The organism is Chryseobacterium polytrichastri (assembly GCF_900142445.1).
Classification (GTDB): Bacteria; Bacteroidota; Bacteroidia; order Flavobacteriales; family Weeksellaceae; genus Chryseobacterium; species Chryseobacterium polytrichastri.
The window spans coordinates 30,751-48,796 of sequence record NZ_FRAV01000021.1 but is presented as its reverse complement, the minus strand read 5'-3'; the positions used below and the strand labels follow the sequence as shown (position 1 = coordinate 48,796).

Genomic DNA, 18,046 nt, shown 5'->3' with positions numbered 1-18,046 from the left:
AGGTTATTGATATGTTATGATATTTTAATTTATTCTGAATCTTGATCTTTATTCTCATATTTAGAATGATCTACTTTCTTACCGAATAAGAACTTAGCAATCACCGGAAGTGTTGTAATTAGAACAATAATAATGATGATGAATTCCAATTTCTGTTTTAAGTTGATTCCAAATTGTTCCATAAATAATTTATCCAGATAATGCCCTGCGAAGATCAATAAGAATGACCAAAGAACAGCACCAATAATATTATCTCTTAAAAACTCTTTTTTATCCATTTTCACAATTCCAGCAACCATTGGTGTAAAAGTTCTTACAACAGGTAAAAATCTAGCCATGATAATTGCTAATGCACCATGCTTTTCGAAGAAATCATGAGCCTGATACAGGTATTTTTTCTTAAACAACATGGTATCTTGTTTCTTGTATAAAGCAGGTCCTGCTTTTACCCCAAAGTAATATCCCACTTCGTTACCAATAATTGCAGCAAGGGCAACTGCCGAAGCTAAAATCGTTGTATCTAAGAAGTCACTACCTGTGGAGCCAAAAGTCTCTTTGATGATATCAACAGCGTAAATTCCTGAAACAAACAGTAAAGAATCCCCAGGCAGGAAAAATCCTACAAAAAGACCAGTTTCAGCGAAAACAATAAATAAAATAAGCCAAAACCCTCCCATTTTTATATAAAACTCCGGGTTTAATAAATCTTTCCAGCTAGTGAAATCTTCCATATATATTGATAAGTAACAAAAATAAGCCTAATAAATGTCAAATGGAAATTTATTATGCGATTTTAACTAAAATTTAAGCATGATATTTTATAAGTCCAGATCCTCAGAAGCTGCCGTCCCATCTGCCATCAGATAGGCTTTCAGGAAAGGAGTAAGATTTCCGTTCATCACAGAATCTACATCTGAAGTTTCATGAGCAGAGCGCACATCTTTTATCAATTTGTAAGGATGCATCACGTAGTTTCTGATCTGACTTCCCCACTCTATTTTCATTTTGTTGGCCTCAATCTCATTACGGGCTTTCAAACGTTCTTCCAATTCCATTTCGTATAGCCTTGAACGAAGCAACTGCATTGCTTTTTCTTTATTCTGAAGCTGTGAACGAGATTCCGAGTTTTCAATGATAATTCCTGTTGGCGCGTGACGAAGACGAACTGCTGTTTCCACCTTGTTTACGTTTTGTCCACCCGCTCCTGAACTTCGCATGGTTTCAAATGAAATATCTGCAGGATTAATATTAATTTCAATCGTGTCATCTACCAAAGGATAAACATACACAGAAACGAAACTGGTATGGCGTTTTGCATTACTGTCAAATGGTGAAATTCTTACCAATCTGTGAACTCCATTTTCCCCTTTCAAATATCCGAAGGCATATTCCCCTTCAATTTCTAAGGTTACTGTTTTTACTCCGGCAACATCTCCTTCCTGATAGTTGAGCTCTTTGATCTTATAGCCTTGTTTTTCTGCCCACATGGTGTACATTCTCATCAGCATAGCAGCCCAATCACAACTTTCTGTACCTCCGGCTCCTGCAGTAATTTGTAAAACAGCAGAAAGTTCATCCCCTTCATTAGAAAGCATATTTTTAAACTCAAGATCTTCAATTTTCTCTACCAATTTCGGAAATGTTTCATCCAATTCTTTTTCAGAATCAGGATCTTCTTTGGCGAATTCAATTAAAACCTGCAAATCTTCAAACTGAGAATTGATCTCATCATATCCTTCTACCCATTTTTTCTTGGAACGAAGCTGTTTTAGGAAAGTTTCAGCTGTTTTAGGATTATCCCAAAATTCAGGTGCAGCAGTTTTTTCATCATCATTGGAAATCTCTATCTTCTTTTTTTCTATTTGAAGATATTTATATAGGGCTTCAATTCTGGATTGAACTTCTTTTATCTGGTCGTTGTTGATCACGAATGTTTCTTTTTTACAAAAATACGGATATTTGTTGTATTCCCGAAGATTTCAAGAATTTGCATAGATTCTAATTTAATTTTTAAACTCAAAACCTGTTTCTCCAAATCTTGAAGATCAATGGAAATATTTATTATATACAACCTTCTATTATTTATATTCCCACATATTATCTAAATCTACCTTCTTGATTGGGATTTCTTTATCTCCTTGTTTAAAAATTAAGCTGCGGTTACTAAAATCCTCATTCATACGTAAAACTATTTCTATTGGTTGCGTAGCATCAGCTTGTTTGAATAAACTGAATATTTCTTCTTCATCTAAATATTTGAACTCAAAAACAGTTCTTTTTCCTTTAGAATCAGCAACTATAAAATCCAATAATCTTGGTACAGCTCTTTCTTTAAATTCATTTTTTTTGAGAGGTTCATCAAATAACTCTTCTTTTTCTCCATTGAACATATGGAAACTGGTATTTTCAAATACATAATTTGGAATTTCTATGCGTGTACGCCACTTATATTTTTTGCGATAGCTATCCCAAAGACCATATTCGATACCTCCTTTTTTCTTTCTTATATCTTCTAGTTCTGGGCTCAATTTTGCCATAAGATTAAAAAAATTTTTTTGAATCGCAGTAGGATTGCCAGGTACATAGTCACTCATCGCTATATGGGTTTCATGGGCTTGATAACGTCCAATTTCAACTTGACTTCCCGCGCCACGCATCCAAACTACCACTACTCCTCCTGGGGCACATCCTACCAAAATTTGTGTATAAGTTTCTTTTGTTCGGGTAGGATAATATATAACTCCTTCTTTAAACAACTTGAGCATTTTTTCTTTTGGTAAATCCCAGCTGCCTGTATAGAATTTATTTTCTGTGAACGATGCCCAGGTAACATCCAATTTTATCGGCACAGGTTTTAAATCTTCTCCTTGGGTGTGCATTGAACCATCATATCCCCAACCATTATGTGCAGAACCTGAACTAGGGATATAAACACTCCCCCCATCGGCAAAATATAAATGTCCGTTATAAATATTCATAGGATAAAGCTGTGGTGCACTTTCGGTGGGTAACCATTCAAATTTTTCTTCCATTTGTTTTTGACATGAAGTTGTTATACTTATTAATAAAATAATATGTAGAAAATAATTTTTCATTTTATGAATATTTATCAATTTTTCTAAATCTGCGAATATTTAATTTATCTTTAAACTCAAAATTGGGTTCAAAGCCTGTTTCTCCATATCTGGCAGACCAATGGAAGTATTTATGTCTTAATGCTAATAGCATGTTATGGTCGTTAGCCAAAAGATTAAATTTTTCAACCGTTATTTTCTTTTCTGCAAGCTGTATTCTGTAATATTCTATTTCCTTGTTAGTACAATACCACATTTTAGGCTTGTTCCCAGCAATATAATCATCCAGCCTTTTTTTGACAGCAGTTAAATCTAAAGGATAATTTTTATCTCCCTTTCCATTTGGAATTTTAAAATATGCGTTAAGTATATCAAGACTAATAACTTCTTTTTGAAACTTATTTACATTTTCACCCATAATATGCAAAGGTATATAGCTATATCTATTGCTAATGTGTGGGCGATTTCCATAGGTTTCGTGCCACTTATTAGGTCTTACTACTTCTTTTTCCACATACCATCCCTGACTAATTAGATTATTTAAATCGTTGTTGAGTACTTTGTCCCATTCATCATCACTATAGCCATCGCCCCAAGTATTATCAAAATCAAGCAATTGAATATTATCAGGCGCGTTATGCACATAAGAGCCTCCAACATCGCTGTGTACTCCCGGTAAAATGTATTCGTTGCCACCAGCAGCTGTTACCTTGGTTAGCATAAAATTAACCCGGTGTTCATCAGCGGCTACTAAATGAAATACTTTTCTTGCTTTACTAATCGCATTAAGATTAAGCTCAGCTACATCATTTTCAAAATTTTTAAAAGCTCCTGTTGTACTTGGGTCATAAGAAGAAACCGTATCAAACAACCCTACAAACTCAACTTTTACTTTGGTAGTTGTTACATCTATACCCGCCTGAGTGAGCTTTAACCCTAAATGACCATATTTGGGCAAGACTTTCAAGTCTGTCTTCTTATCATGAGCATCTTTTTTCTCAATTGTATCCGTTGCCCCATCTCCATCAGTATCCACCCAAACTTCTTTAGCCGGATATTTTTCTTTGGTTACTTCGTACACAAAATTTCGTGCCGCCGCAGCCCCACGACTGAAACCAAAAACATCAAGATAAATACAGTTGATTTGATCATTACCTTTTATTAATTTAATTCTTTCCACAACTTTTTCACAGCCTTTTAATACTTTAGCAATAATCCCTGTAGTACCCGCTCCAAAAGCTCCTCCTGCCCCTTTTGTAAAATAACTACTATCTCTGGCAAAGTCATCTGTTCCGATACCTTCAATATACACTTTCGAGACGAATTTACTCAGATCTTCTGTATAGGCTGTTTCTAACCGAGCAATATTAGACCAATCATTTTCATAGCTATCATTTCCTTTATAATTGTTGTAGGCTTTCTTCCCTTTCTCTCCTTCTTGTCCTAGTCTAGCATTTGTATTGGTTCTATTATTCATTGTACCATCTATGAATACACCAATTTTTATATCAATTGTACCTTTGGGAGGCGGTTCTGGTGCATAATCACCAAATGTTATATTAGCCATATTTAAAATATTTTCATCATTGTATTTTTTTATCTCTGTTCTCAAAACAGTATTTGATTAGCCCCTAAAAATCAACCTTTATCCTTCCCTTTCTCATCTTCCTCATTATGTTGAAACCCAATAATCCTTTGTGGTTCTTCAACGACTCTATATGTTTCCAGTTCCACTTTTAAAGATTGAATCCTGTATTGAAAATCATCAAAATTATTGATGACAACATCGGCTAAAAATCTTGCAATCTGCTCCAGGTATTCTTCTGTAAGCTTTCCGCCGGCATCTCTGAAAGCGCCATCCAAAAGATTTTGACCAATCTTTAAATTTTCATTTTTAGATCTTTGATACAGATTTTTGATTCGTTTTTTTAAACTCTGGGTAAAATCAATCAACATGGTATTGCTGAAAACCTTCATTTTAGATGAAATATCTTGCCAGAAAGGAATCTTATCCGCTTTGTTATTTTTAAGAATCTTATACAATAATGAATCTTGCTCAAGACCTTTAGTCATGGCATACAGAATGATTTCCGAACGTTCCGAAGCATTAGGTGGAAAAATAGGAATCATAACATCAAACCTTCCCGGAGCAAGAATTTCCTCATCAATTTCAGAAACTGTATTCGCAGAACCGATCATTAATAACTCTTCTTTTTCAAATTTTCCGATGTGATGAAGAATAAGTTCCTGCGTCTCAAGGTTGCATGAAGCGATATCATTTTCTGCTTTTCTTTGCATCATAATTTCATCAAAATCATCTAGAAACAATAATACTTTATTTTGCTTCATCACTTCAAGAAGAAAATCGTTGAAATTAGTTTCAATTCCATCCACAAAAGAAGTTCCCAAATAATGTTTTTTAACCTCTTTGAATTGATAATTGATAATTTCTGCAATCTTATTGGCCCAGAAAATTTTACCACTTCCGGGAGGTCCATATAAAATCATTCCAGCAGGTTTATTTATTCCCCAATCTTTTATCTGTTGTGGATTTAAAAACGGCTCCAAAACACTAGAGATATAAAAGAAAAGATCTCTATATCCAATGAAATCTCTATGTTGAAGACTCGTTTTATGACCAAAATAATTATAAACAAATTGATAATTTCCGCCTAATTTATTATCAATTCCATAGCTTGAAATAGAAGACTTAAAAAATCCGTTATCAAAAATATTGGGAGTACTTTCTTTTATGGTTTTCTCCACTTTATCTTTAGGCTGATGGATGGTTTCTGCAATCTGTTCTAATGTTTTATTTTGATCGAGATCTTTCTCATATTTTTTCAAAAAATCTATATTTTCACGGGCAAATTTTTCAAAATCTTCTTTTATTTCAAAATTTGGGCTGATACAAACTCCCAATTCCAGATCAAAATCCTGGATAAACTGTTTTATTGCTTCTGCAGAAACATGGAGTTCTTCTGCCAATTCAATTAACTTCATAGTGATTGATTAGTGTTCTATCAAATTTAGCATTTAAAAGTGAATGAGCAATAGGTTAAACACCTTAAACAGGCATAATTTATCATCACAAAACCATCATTTACTGCATAAAATTAAAAAGAATCTGTAACATTTTGTCAATTTCGTACACTATTACTATGTAAAACAAATTACATGGAAAAAATATTATCAGTAAAGAATCTCACCAAAAAATTCAAAAGAGTTGTGGTAAACAATATTTCTTTTGATGTTGAGAAAGGCAATGTTTATGGTCTTCTCGGTCCTAACGGAAGTGGAAAGTCCACTACTTTTGGAATGCTCCTTTCAACCATTAATCCTACAAGTGGAGATTGGTTTTGGTTTGGAAAGAAAGGAACAGATTCTGATACGCTGAAAAAAATAGGAGCTATTATTGAACAGCCAAACTTTTATCCTTATTTAAGTGCAGAAACCAACCTGAAAATTGTTGCGGAAATCAAAGGAACGCCTTATGAAAGAATAGATGAAGTCTTGAAAACCGTGAACCTTTATGAAAGAAAAAAAGATACTTTTAAAACGTTCTCTTTAGGGATGAAACAACGTCTGGCCATAGCGTCAGCCATTTTAAACAATCCTGAAGTTCTTATTCTGGATGAGCCCACTAACGGACTGGATCCCGAAGGAATTATTCAAATCAGAGATATCATCAACAGTATTGCAAAACAGGGAATCACTATCATCATTGCAAGTCACCTTTTGGATGAGATTGAAAAAATATGCAGCCATGTTATTGTTTTAAAAGAAGGAAATGCCATCTATTCCGGAAGAGTGGATGAAATGACCAGCAATAAAGGATATTTTGAATTAAGAGCAGATAACAACACCCTACTTTTAAGTACATTAGAAGAACTTCAATGGTTTACCTCGGTGAGAATAGATGGCGAAATTATTAAAGCTCAAATTCGTGATGATGCTTCAATTTCTGCTTCCGCCTTAAATCAAAAACTGGCAGAAAAAGGGATTTTCTTATCGCATCTGAATAAGAAAAAACTGTCTCTTGAAACTCAATTCCTTGAACTTGTAAAAAACACGAATCATGCTTAAACTATTAAAACTCGAATATTACAAAAACTTGAATTATAGACCATTCAAGGTTTTCACCATCCTTTATTTTACTATTTTAGTAGCGCTTCTTTTTATCGGACTCGTAGATTTGGATGTTTTTGGAGCTACCATTAATTTAAAACAACAAGGAATTTATAATTTTCCGGAAATCTGGAACTTTACCACATGGATTGTTGCATTATTAAAAATATTTCTTGGATTGATCATTGTATTTTCAATCTCGCAGGAATTCAGCAACAGAATGTTTAAACAAAATACAATTGACGGACTGAGCAGAAAAGAATTTATTGCCTCAAAACTATTAACAATTTCAGTTTTCACCATTGTTTCTACCCTTCTTGTATTTATTATTACCTTATTTTTAGGTAACACTTATTCAAAGAACACAGATTCTGAAATGGTTTTCAAGGAGATATTCTTTATTGGAAACTACTTTGTAAAGCTGTTTACATTTTTCTGTTTCTTAATGTTCCTTTCTATATTGCTGAGAAAATCGATGTTTGTCTTCCTTGGATTTTTTGTTTATTGGATTTTTGAAGGCATATTAACAGCTGTAGAAGTATTTCAAAAAGTGCGTGGAACTCAGGAATTAGAAAGAATGAAGATCATGAAAGATGATTTTTTCTTTACTCACCTTCTCCCTTTAGAAAGCATGTCTAGCCTTATCCCTAATCCAATAATGAGATTGGATATGGCTAAAATGATCGGATTTAAATATGAATTCACCTACCCTACAGAAAGCTTAATTGCGTGTGTCATTTGGTGCGTAATTTTTATCTTTGGATCTTATTGGATCTTGAAAAAAAGAGATTGGTAAGCCTTATATATTAAAAGATTAAAGCTTTTAATAAGTCTGTTTAAACTAATTAAAAATTTAACCACAAATCGAAGATTCGACAGAGTCAAAAGGTACAAAAGCTATTATTGAATCATTTAAAGTTCGGATATTTTTAAAACAAAGCTTGCAAAAGATTAAAAATCAAAGATTTTTAAAAACTGATGTGTTCTTATTTCCAGTTTAATGATCAACTTAAAATATGAATGTATTAATCTTTTGACTCTTTTGTGGTTAAAATAAAAAGTTTAAACAAGTTTACTTATAAAAAATTAAAGTGGTTCATGTTTTGAATCACTTTTTTGTTTAATTTTAATTTTGTTTGAACCTCATGATGAAAAACTTATCCTTATTTTTTATAGCCACATTTTCAGTATTATCATTAATTATCTTTACTTCATGTAATCAAAAAGTGGAAAATATTGTTGAAAAATCAGTTTCAATGATAAAACCCAATCCGGTTACAAAACCAACACTTGACCTCAATAAAACCGATAAAAAAGGAGAAGAAGCGCTTAGTTTTTGTAAGAAAAATAAGTTCAATACCGATTTTTGTATCTTAATAGACATGAGTTTACATTCCGGAATCAACAGATTTTTCGTTTATGATCTTCAACAAAAGAAAATTACACAGAAGTATTTGGTGGGTCATGGATGCGGAAATAACATCTGGAGCTGGGATCAATCAAAAGAGAAGCCAGATTTCAGCAATGAAGACGGAAGCCACCTTTCAGCTTTAGGAAAATATAAAATCGGAGAAAGAGGAAGAAGCGAATGGGGAATTAATGTAAAGTATTTAATGCACGGCCTAGAAGCCACAAATACAAATGCATTAAAAAGAACCATCGTTTTTCACTCTTGGGATAAAATGAGCAATGATGAAGTTTTTCCAAAAGGTTCACCCGAAGGTTGGGGTTGCCCGACGGTTTCTAATGATGCATTGAAAAAGATCGATCCTATATTGCAGAATTCTGCCAAACCCGTTTTGATGTGGATTTATAATTAAAGATAGATTTCAAATCAATAGAAAAACATTCATATGAAAAAGATATATTATTTTCCGGGATTGATAAGTGCCATCATTATTCCTATTTTGTTTTGGTATTATGGAAATCAAAGAATTGAAGAAGCACGAACTTCTGTTATGGATATTTGGCTTCCCCCCAAATTATCAAAAGATAAAAGTAATCTTACTTCCACTTTTGAACCTTTAAGAAACTGGAATTATAAAAAAATAAAAGTAGACCCTAATAAAGAAAATTCCTCTTTTTATGTTTCAGAGATTAAAGCACTTCAAAAAAGAAACAAAAAAAATACAGGAATTGAATTTATTTTAGATAAAAAAAATACTTACGGAGATTTTGCCTCTCTCTTAAATGATATGGCAATTGCTCAACAAGACACATATGCTTATGACTTAGAAAAGACAGGACATTTATTTGCAATTATTAATTACATAGATCCAAATGCTAAAGAACAAAAATATGAATGCCTCCTATGTAATGATGTTATTTATGAAAATGAAGTTTACAAACTAAGTTTCCTTGATGAAGCTAAAAAGTTTATAACAAATCTTTCTAAAGAAGGATATTACATTATACTTGGATTTCTATTCTTATTAAGTGTTTCTATCTTTAGTCTAAGAGAAAGATTTCAATTAAGTTAAAAACAAAAAAGGTTGCCTTTCGACAACCTTCCTTTCATTTACTTTTTATCTAACAGAGAAAGATAGTCTCCATAACCTTTTTTCGCCATTTCTGCTTTTGGAACAAACTTCAGAGAAGCACTGTTGATACAGTAACGAAGTCCGCCTTTGTCTGCTGGTCCGTCATTGAAGACGTGTCCCAGATGGGCATCTCCGGTTTTACTTCTTACTTCTGTTCTATCCATTCCGGCTGATGTATCTAATTTTTCGTCAATTAATTTTTTAGAAATTGGTTTTGAAAAACTTGGCCATCCACAACCTGATTCAAATTTATCTGTTGAAATAAATAATGGTTCTCCTGTTGTGATATCAACATAAATACCTTCACGGCTTTCATCCCAGTATTCATTTTTGAAAGGCATTTCTGTACCATTTTCCTGAGTCACTTTATATTGTTCAGCCGTTAACTTTTCCTTTAAAACTTTTTTATCCTCTTTTTGATATTTTGCTTTTGCATCTTTCTTAGGAAGAGGATTTGCATTTTTTGCCATTTCAAAAAGTCCAGGTTCAATGTGGCAATATCCTCCCGGATTTTTATCCAAATAATCTTGATGATAATCTTCTGCTTTAAAGAAGTTTTTAAGAGCAATTGTTTCTACAACCAAAGGCTTGCTATAATTTTTAGCCAATTTTTGAACTTCTTCTTTTACAATAGCTTCCGTCTCTTTATCGGTAGAATAAATCCCTGTTCTGTACTGATCTCCTCTGTCATTTCCTTGTTTGTTAAGACTTGTAGGGTCAATTGTTTTGAAATAAAGATCAATTAATAACTTTAAATCAACTTGTTCAGGATCATATTTTACTTTTACGGTTTCAGCAAAACCAGTTGTATGACTTACCACTTCTTCATAGGTTGGATTCTGAGTTTTTCCGTTGGCATAACCAACTTCTGTTCCCACTACTCCACGAACTTGTTGAAAAAAATGCTCTGTTCCCCAAAAACATCCTCCTGCAAAATAAACTTCTTTAAGATTTTTATTGTTCATAACGGTCTCATTATCTTTTTTAGTTTCTATAGGTTTCTTTTTTAAAGAATCTCCGCAACTTGTTGCAAATACTGCGATGCCCAGCACCATTCCGAGCAATACTAATATGTTTTTCATTTTTATTTTTTTATTATTATTCATTTTTTGTCATTTTGAAGTATCATTAATGCAAATCCTAAAAACATAAGGTCTTTTAGAATAAAAAAGTCTGTCACGGGTATCCCGTCTACTACTTTCCAAATTCCGGGAGTTGTAAATAAATAGCTCAAGGTTGTAAGGAAAGTTACAATCATTCCTATTGCTGCATACTTTCGTAAGAATGCAAATTTCACACTAAATATAAGGAGTAAGGCAATGATAATTTCTATCGCTCCGATAGCATTTGATACTGCCTGAACGCTCATGATATTATATACGTAAAAAGTAAGAAAATGGTTTTCTACAAGGCTTTTTATTCCTGCTGCTTCTGTCGGGGTAAATTTGAAAATTCCTATCCAGATTAAAATAAGGGCTGTGCCAAAAAGGGAGATATAATACCCAATGGTAGATGCTGATACTTCTTTGTTGATTTTCTGTGTTGTTCCGTTCATTTTTTAAGATTTTGAATTAATACTTTGATATTTTCAAAAGTATAGTCGGAACAATTTCAAAATCCTGACAAAAATTTATTTAAAGATCAAACTTATTCATCATCTTATCTTTAAAATTCTGAATATCAGAATTATTAATTTCAGTTTTTTTATCCTGAAAAAGTTTTCTTTTTAAAATTCCATCTAATATTTTCAGCTTTTTCTCGTATGCTTTACACCATTTACATATTTTAAGGTGCATATAAAGCCTCCAATCCTCTTTCCGAGAAATGGAATTTGCATTTCTTTTTTCCAAGAGCAGTGTCGCTTCACTGCATGGTAAAAATAACAGGTGAATAAATTTTTTAACCATTTTTTATTCTTTATGATTGTGCAAACCAGTTAAAATCCAGACATTCTCTTAGCTGCATTCTACTTCTTTGCAAAATCTTCCATAGATTAGTCGTAGAAATATCCAATTCCTGACTCACTTCAGGCGCTTTTTTTTCTTGAAGATAATACATTTTCATAGGAATCTTCCATCGGGAAGGCAACTCTTCAATACAATCTTCTAATGTTTTATTAAAATCATCATTATCCAAAAGTTCGGTTTCTTTATTAGTGGCATCCCAATCCTGGAGTACATCATCATTTTTCCATGAACCTGTTTCATCAAAAAAATGATCCAATCTTATCTTCGGTTCAGATCTATATTTTTTTCTATAAAAATCCGCTACTTTATTTTTAAGAATCGTTTGCAACCAGGTTAGCGGTTTACTTTTTTCTTCAAAAGAATCATACGACGAAAAAGCAGCAATAAAAACTTCCTGAACAACATCTTCCGCCTCTATCCTATCTGAAAGTAAATAAACCGCTCTTTTCAGCAAAGATTCGGAGTATTGTTCTATCCAGCTTTTCAGTACTTCGTTTTTCGTCATATTAAAACTTTATCTTTTCAGATAGTAACGAAGATAATAAGTTAAACGGAAAAGTGCAAAGTTTTGTTTACCATATTATAAAAACGCTATGTTTGTCATCCTGAAAGGATCTCAACAATCCTCTATTAGAAAGCGAATTTAAGTCATTGCGAGGAGCAAAGCGACGAAGCAATCTCAAAAAAACAAAATTGAATTCTTCATTTTCGACCGTTGAGATCCTTCCAGGATGACAAAGTTGATGGATAATTAGTACTTCTAATTTTGATAATAATGGCTGAAACCCTAGCCCCGATTGAAGAAAAAATCCTTTTTTGAAAAAAAAGATTGCAACGGAAAGCGGGAAATAGCTCCTAAAAATGTTTCAAACTATTGAAACAATCTTTCCAAAAGTATTAAATATTTAAAACTAAATCAGCTAAAAATAGTAAATTTGCATTTATCGAAAATTTGTAAAAAGCAAAGCAATATATATCATTATGACATCACAAGAGATACGTCAAAAATTTTTAGATTATTTTAAAAGTAAAGGCCACCTTATTGTTCCTTCGGCTCCAATTGTGCTGAAAGACGACCCTACCCTAATGTTTTCCAACTCTGGAATGACGCAGTTCAAAGATTTTTTCTTAGGCTACAAAACGCCTACCGCCCCAAGAATTGCCGATACACAGAAATGTTTGAGAGTTTCGGGGAAACATAATGATTTGGATGATGTAGGTAGAGATACTTACCACCACACCATGTTTGAGATGTTAGGAAACTGGTCTTTTGGTGATTATTTCAAAAAAGATGCTATTGCTTTTGCCTGGGAATTATTAACGGAAGTGTACGGAATTCCGAAAGAAAACCTATATGTAACCATTTTTGAAGGAGACGCTTCTGAGAATCTTGACAGGGACCAAAACGCCTATGATTTCTGGAAATCTCATATTTCTGAAGATAGAATTATCAACGGAAATAAAAAAGATAACTTCTGGGAAATGGGAGCAAGCGGGCCTTGCGGACCTTGTTCTGAAATCCATGTAGATTTAAGAACTCCAGAAGAAAAAGCTAAAGTTTCAGGGCTTGAATTGGTGAACAATGATCATCCTCAAGTGGTGGAAGTTTGGAATCTGGTTTTTATGGAATTCAACAGAAAAGCAGATGGTTCGTTAGAAAAACTTCCTGCTCAACACGTAGATACAGGAATGGGCTTCGAGCGTCTTTGTATGGCGCTTCAAGGAAAATCTTCAAACTATGACACAGACGTTTTTACGCCTTTAATTGCTAAAGTTGAAGAAATTTCAGATAAAAAATATACAGGAATTCTAGAAGACGAAAAAGATATTGCCATCCGTGTTGTGGTAGACCATATCAGAGCGGTTTCTTTTGCAATTGCAGACGGACAATTGCCTTCAAACGGAGGTGCCGGTTACGTGATCAGAAGAATCTTAAGAAGAGGAATTTCTTATTCTTACAGATTTCTGGATATAAAAGAACCTTTCCTTTACAAATTGGTTGCTGTTCTTCAGGAACAGATGGGATCAGTATTTCCTGAATTAGAAAAACAAGGAAAATTAGTTACCGAAGTCATCAAAAGTGAAGAAGAATCTTTCTTAAGAACGATTGAGAGAGGTCTAATTCGATTAGATAGTATTATTAAAGAAACTCAAGAAAAAGGAGAAAAAACTCTTGCCGGAGATAAAATTTTCGAACTATATGACACGTATGGTTTCCCAGCTGACCTTTCAAGAATTATTGCTGAAGAAAAGCAATTAACAATTGATGAAGAAGGCTTTGAAAAGCAAATGGAAATAAGAGTAGAAGACAGTAGAAAAGATTCTGCTCAAAAAGTTTACGATTGGGTAAATTTAGAAGAAAGAGAAGAAAACTTCGTGGGTTACGACCAAATTGAGGCAGAAACTTATATTACAAGATACAGAAAAGTAGAAAACAAAGACGGTGAATTTTATCAGGTTGTGTTGAGCAACTCTCCTTTCTACCCAGAAGGTGGTGGACAGGTTGGTGATAAAGGTATCCTTGAAAATAATACTGAAAGTTTCGAAGTATTGGAAACTAAAAAGGAAAACGGATTGATTATTTCTTTAATCAATAAACTTCCTGAAAATGTTAGTGCTTCTTTTACTGCTAAAGTAGATGTAACCGACAGAAAAAACTCTCAGGCTAATCACTCAGTAACTCACCTTTTGCATGAAGCGTTGAGAGATGTTTTAGGAACTCACGTTGAGCAAAAAGGTTCTTATGTTGGTCCTGAATATCTTCGTTTTGACTTCTCGCACTTTAATAAAATGACGGAGGAGGAATTGGCTTTGGTTGAAGAAAAAGTGAATGCAAAAATCAAAGAAAGTATTGCGTTACAAGAATTCAGAAATATACCAATCCAAGAAGCAATTGACAAAGGTGCCATGGCTTTGTTTGGTGAAAAATATGGTGATAGCGTAAGAATGATCCAATTTGGAAGTTCAAAAGAACTTTGCGGTGGAACTCACGTTAAGAACACAAGTGAAATCGGTCATTTCAAATTAACTTCCGAAAGTTCTGCAGCAGCAGGAATCAGAAGAATTGAAGCGATCTCAGGTGATAAATCTGAAGAATATTTCAAAGGGTTGGAAAAACAGATTACTGAGCTTTCTCAGTTGTTGAAATCTAAAGATGTTGTACGTTCTATCGAAAAATTAATTGAAGAAAACGCTGCATTAAAAGCAGAAGTTGAAGCATTCAAAAAAGAAAAAGCAAAAGGCGAAATCGGTGACTGGAAAGGTGCTTATGAACAAAAAGGCGATAAATTAATTTTAGTGAAAAGAACTTCTTTGGATGCAGGTTCTGTAAAAGACATCGTATTCCAATTGAAGAAAGAAATCCCAACTTCTATAACGATTATCCTTTCTGACGCAGACGGAAAACCAATGATTACCGTTGGTGTTTCTGATGATTTAGCAGGAATTTATCAGGCTGGAGCACTTATTAAAGACTTGGCAAAAGAAATCCAAGGCGGTGGCGGTGGAAACCCAGGTTTCGCAACAGCTGGAGGTAAAAACCTTGATGGCTTAGAAAATGCTTATCAGAAGGCGTTGAATATTTAATTATAAAAGCCTTAAAAAATCTTAAAGAAAATTCATTTTTCATTCTAATGCAACTTGAATCGATCATAAAACCGATTGTATCTCTATGAAATACAATCGGTTTTATTTTTAACAAAAGATTATATTTTTCTTCGCACTTTTGTAACCTTCTTATCAATAGTTTTGTCTTATCTATAAAAAACTAATGACAAAACTTTTATCTCCACTCTTTTTATTCTTTACGGTGCTATTTTTCGGTCAGACGCAACTGAAGGTATTCAACAAAAACAACAAGCAGCCTATCCAAAATGTAGCCGTTTATTGTGATGACAATCTGCTGGGAAAAACCAATCATGAAGGTATATTATCTTTTAAAACAAAATGTAAAAAGGTTGAAATTTTGGCCAGTAATTTTGAAGATGCTTTGGCTGAGGTAAAAAAATCAATGGAAGTTTCAATGAAACCGCTATCCGAAAAACTGGATAATATCGACAGAGTTGTAATTACTGATAAAAGCGATGCTAGAGCATTAAAAATTTTGGATGAGGTGAATAAAAGGGCTAAAGAAAACTCTCCGAAATCTTTAGATACTTATAATTTTAAATCTTATACTAAATTTTCCATTGATGTAGATAAAGATTCGATTGACACGTTTAAAAATTTCTTGGCGATAAGAAAAGATTCACTTTCTAAAGTAGATCATAAAGCTTTTAAACAAAAAGAAAAGGATAAAAAAGATTCATTAACTACCGAAGATTTCCTCACTGCTACAGAAGAAAGCCAGATGTTTCTTTGGGAAAAAGCAACTGAATACAAATATTCAAAAAGTTTTGGCGAAAAAACCAATATTATTGACAACAAAATGTCTGGGTTTAAGAACCCTATTTATGAAGCGTTGGCCATTAATATCTCCAATTTAGACAGAACTCCAAGACAACTAAGACCTGAAAACAGAAAACTGTTTAATTTTTATCTTTCTGATACTTTACAGCTTGACGGTAGAAAAACCTATGTCATTAAATTCAAAGAAATTACAGATAAAAAGAAACAAAATCCGAGAAAATTCAACGGGAAAATCTTTATTGATTCTCAGACCTATGCCTTGAAAAAATTTGAAAGTATCAACAAAAAACAAAACGAAGGAAATATTGTTTCTGTCTGGAAACCTATTGATGGAAAATGGTTTTTAGATTATGAAGACATTAAATTAAAAATGGGAAACCAAAGTTTTAATACTTCAAAAAAAGACAGCCTAAAGCCTGGAGAAAAAACCAAATACAATAAAAAGAAGTTCGGAAATTATCTCTATGTTAAAAACCGATTTTTTGATTTTGAATTGAATCAACAGCAAAAAGCATCGGAATTCAAAGGCTATTCTCTGGAAATGAAAAATTCTGACGGAAGCCTTTTAAATCAATACAGAACCGACAGTCTGACGGCAAGAGAAAGCTTAACCTATACAAAAATTGACAGCTTTGTACAAAAGCATGATTTTGAGAAAAAATTAAATACTTTAACCCAATTGATGAGGGGAAATATCCGCTATAAAATGATTGATTTTGATATTACCAAACTCTTCAGTTACGATAAATATCAAGGTTTACGTTTAGGAGCCGGTTTGAAATTAAATGAAAAATTCAATAAAACATTTTCTCCTGATGGCTATTTCGGATACGGATTTAAAGATCATACATGGAAATACGGTTTGGGTCTGGATGTGAAATTGTCTGATAAGAGAACTTCAATTTTCAGGATTGATTATGTAGACGATGTATTTGCTGCGGGAAGATTCAGCAATAACATGTGGGATATGATAATGAAAATTACGGATATGAATCTGGATCTTCATAATGGAACTTTCTACAAAAATCAGAAATGGGGAGCTTCATTTCTTTACGATGTTTCCAATTCATTGAGCATGAAAATTGCGGTGAATAAAGAAAAACAACAGGCTCTTTTCAATTATCAGTATAAAAACTTAGGAAGTCACTTCGACAATACAAGTGCAACATTATCTTTAAAATATTCTCCGAATGATAAAAATATCATGACGCCAAGCGGGAAATTTACGTATGAAAAAAGCTACCCTCAAATATTCATGAATTATGAAAAAGGGTTTGAGACGTTAGGTGGAGAATTAGATTATCACCGATTAGATGCATTAATTATTCATCAGTTCAGATCAAAATTAGGCTATACCAACATCAAGCTTTTCGGTGGAATCTCTTCAGGAAATGCTCCGATCTGGAAAAACTTTGAAATTGCAGGACAAAATGATACCAACGTCGACAAATGGTATTCGAACATCAGTACCCCTTCCAATATGGGGTTTGCAACAATGCCTTCCGGAACTTTCTTTGTTGATAAATTTGTGGCATTTAAAGTTTCGCAATCTCTTCCTTTTAGGTTTAAAACTCTTGGGAAAAAATATTCTACGATCGAAATTGAATATCAATCTGCCATCGGAAATTTAAAAAACAGGGAAGATCATCAGTTCCAATTCCAGGTTTTGGATCATTATTATCAAGAAGTCGGGTTTATGTGGAACAGATTTTTGGGCAGAAGTTTAGATGTTGGCCTTTCTTACAGGTTAGGATACTACCAGACTTCTCAGTTTAAAGATAATGTCGGAATAAAGTTTAGATTAAATGTCTTGTAAAAAATTAAACATACATCAGAGCACTCCCGGAATATTTTTCGGGAGTTTTGCTTTAAAAGATAATTCCGATGATACAACCACATTAATATCAATTAACAAAACTTTTGAGTAACG

At 33.1% G+C, this 18,046-nt stretch carries 15 protein-coding genes; 6 read left to right on the top strand and 9 right to left on the bottom strand.

Annotation, left to right across the window (positions count from 1 at the left end; translation table 11 throughout):
- Positions 1-29 precede the first annotated feature (29 nt).
- From BUB80_RS13800 to BUB80_RS13780, 5 genes are all read right to left on the bottom strand, one after another.
- Positions 30-731, bottom strand: coding sequence for a DedA family protein (locus BUB80_RS13800; RefSeq protein ID WP_073293790.1), 702 nt, complete (start codon positions 729-731; stop codon positions 30-32).
- A gap of 87 nt (positions 732-818) precedes the next feature.
- Complete coding sequence (gene prfB / locus BUB80_RS13795) at positions 819-1,928, bottom strand: peptide chain release factor 2 (RefSeq protein WP_073293788.1); 1,110 nt, start codon at positions 1,926-1,928, stop codon at positions 819-821.
- Positions 1,929-2,078: 150 nt separating this feature from the next.
- Positions 2,079-3,095 (bottom strand): DUF2931 family protein, encoded by a 1,017-nt coding sequence (locus BUB80_RS13790; RefSeq protein WP_073293786.1) that lies wholly within the window; start codon positions 3,093-3,095, stop codon positions 2,079-2,081.
- Between the two features lies 1 nt (position 3,096).
- On the bottom strand, positions 3,097-4,641 hold the full coding sequence (locus BUB80_RS13785) for a T6SS phospholipase effector Tle1-like catalytic domain-containing protein (protein WP_139262685.1): 1,545 nt from the start codon (positions 4,639-4,641) through the stop codon (positions 3,097-3,099).
- A gap of 71 nt (positions 4,642-4,712) precedes the next feature.
- A complete protein-coding gene (locus BUB80_RS13780) occupies positions 4,713-6,077 on the bottom strand; it encodes an ATP-binding protein (protein ID WP_073293782.1) in 1,365 nt (454 codons plus the stop codon).
- A 174-nt stretch (positions 6,078-6,251) separates the two neighbouring features.
- Between BUB80_RS13780 and BUB80_RS13775 the strand changes: the two genes are divergently transcribed.
- From BUB80_RS13775 to BUB80_RS13760, 4 genes are all read left to right on the top strand, one after another.
- A complete protein-coding gene (locus BUB80_RS13775; protein WP_073293780.1) occupies positions 6,252-7,160 on the top strand; it encodes an ABC transporter ATP-binding protein in 909 nt (302 codons plus the stop codon).
- On the top strand, positions 7,153-7,998 hold the full coding sequence (locus BUB80_RS13770; RefSeq protein WP_073293778.1) for an ABC transporter permease: 846 nt from the start codon (positions 7,153-7,155) through the stop codon (positions 7,996-7,998). Before BUB80_RS13775 ends, BUB80_RS13770 begins: the two co-directional genes overlap by 8 nt.
- 460 nt (positions 7,999-8,458) lie before the next feature.
- Positions 8,459-9,022 (top strand): murein L,D-transpeptidase catalytic domain-containing protein, encoded by a 564-nt coding sequence (locus tag BUB80_RS13765; protein ID WP_228433814.1) that lies wholly within the window; start codon positions 8,459-8,461, stop codon positions 9,020-9,022.
- Between the two features lie 33 nt (positions 9,023-9,055).
- Positions 9,056-9,682: a hypothetical protein gene (locus tag BUB80_RS13760; RefSeq protein ID WP_073293776.1), complete on the top strand. Its 627-nt coding sequence runs from the start codon at positions 9,056-9,058 to the stop codon at positions 9,680-9,682.
- A 38-nt stretch (positions 9,683-9,720) separates the two neighbouring features.
- Here the strand turns inward: BUB80_RS13760 and msrB are convergent, their stop codons facing one another.
- The 4 genes from msrB to BUB80_RS13740 form a co-directional block, all read right to left on the bottom strand.
- Positions 9,721-10,824 (bottom strand): peptide-methionine (R)-S-oxide reductase MsrB, encoded by a 1,104-nt coding sequence (gene msrB / locus BUB80_RS13755; RefSeq protein ID WP_073293853.1) that lies wholly within the window; start codon positions 10,822-10,824, stop codon positions 9,721-9,723.
- Positions 10,825-10,844: 20 nt separating this feature from the next.
- The gene (locus tag BUB80_RS13750) at positions 10,845-11,297 is read right to left on the bottom strand and encodes a DUF417 family protein (protein ID WP_073293774.1); all 453 of its coding nucleotides are present in this window, start codon (positions 11,295-11,297) and stop codon (positions 10,845-10,847) included.
- A 79-nt stretch (positions 11,298-11,376) separates the two neighbouring features.
- Positions 11,377-11,649, bottom strand: a complete 273-nt coding sequence (locus BUB80_RS13745) for a hypothetical protein (RefSeq protein ID WP_073293772.1) — start codon at positions 11,647-11,649, stop codon at positions 11,377-11,379.
- A gap of 10 nt (positions 11,650-11,659) precedes the next feature.
- Positions 11,660-12,214: a sigma-70 family RNA polymerase sigma factor gene (locus BUB80_RS13740; RefSeq protein WP_073293770.1), complete on the bottom strand. Its 555-nt coding sequence runs from the start codon at positions 12,212-12,214 to the stop codon at positions 11,660-11,662.
- A gap of 476 nt (positions 12,215-12,690) precedes the next feature.
- Between BUB80_RS13740 and alaS the strand changes: the two genes are divergently transcribed.
- Positions 12,691-15,294 carry an alanine--tRNA ligase gene (alaS, locus tag BUB80_RS13735; protein WP_073293768.1) on the top strand — a complete coding sequence of 868 codons (2,604 nt, stop codon included), beginning with the start codon at positions 12,691-12,693 and terminating at the stop codon, positions 15,292-15,294.
- 184 nt (positions 15,295-15,478) lie between these two features.
- Positions 15,479-17,932, top strand: coding sequence for a DUF5686 family protein (locus tag BUB80_RS13730; RefSeq protein ID WP_073293766.1), 2,454 nt, complete (start codon positions 15,479-15,481; stop codon positions 17,930-17,932).
- The last annotated feature ends 114 nt before the right edge of the window (positions 17,933-18,046 follow it).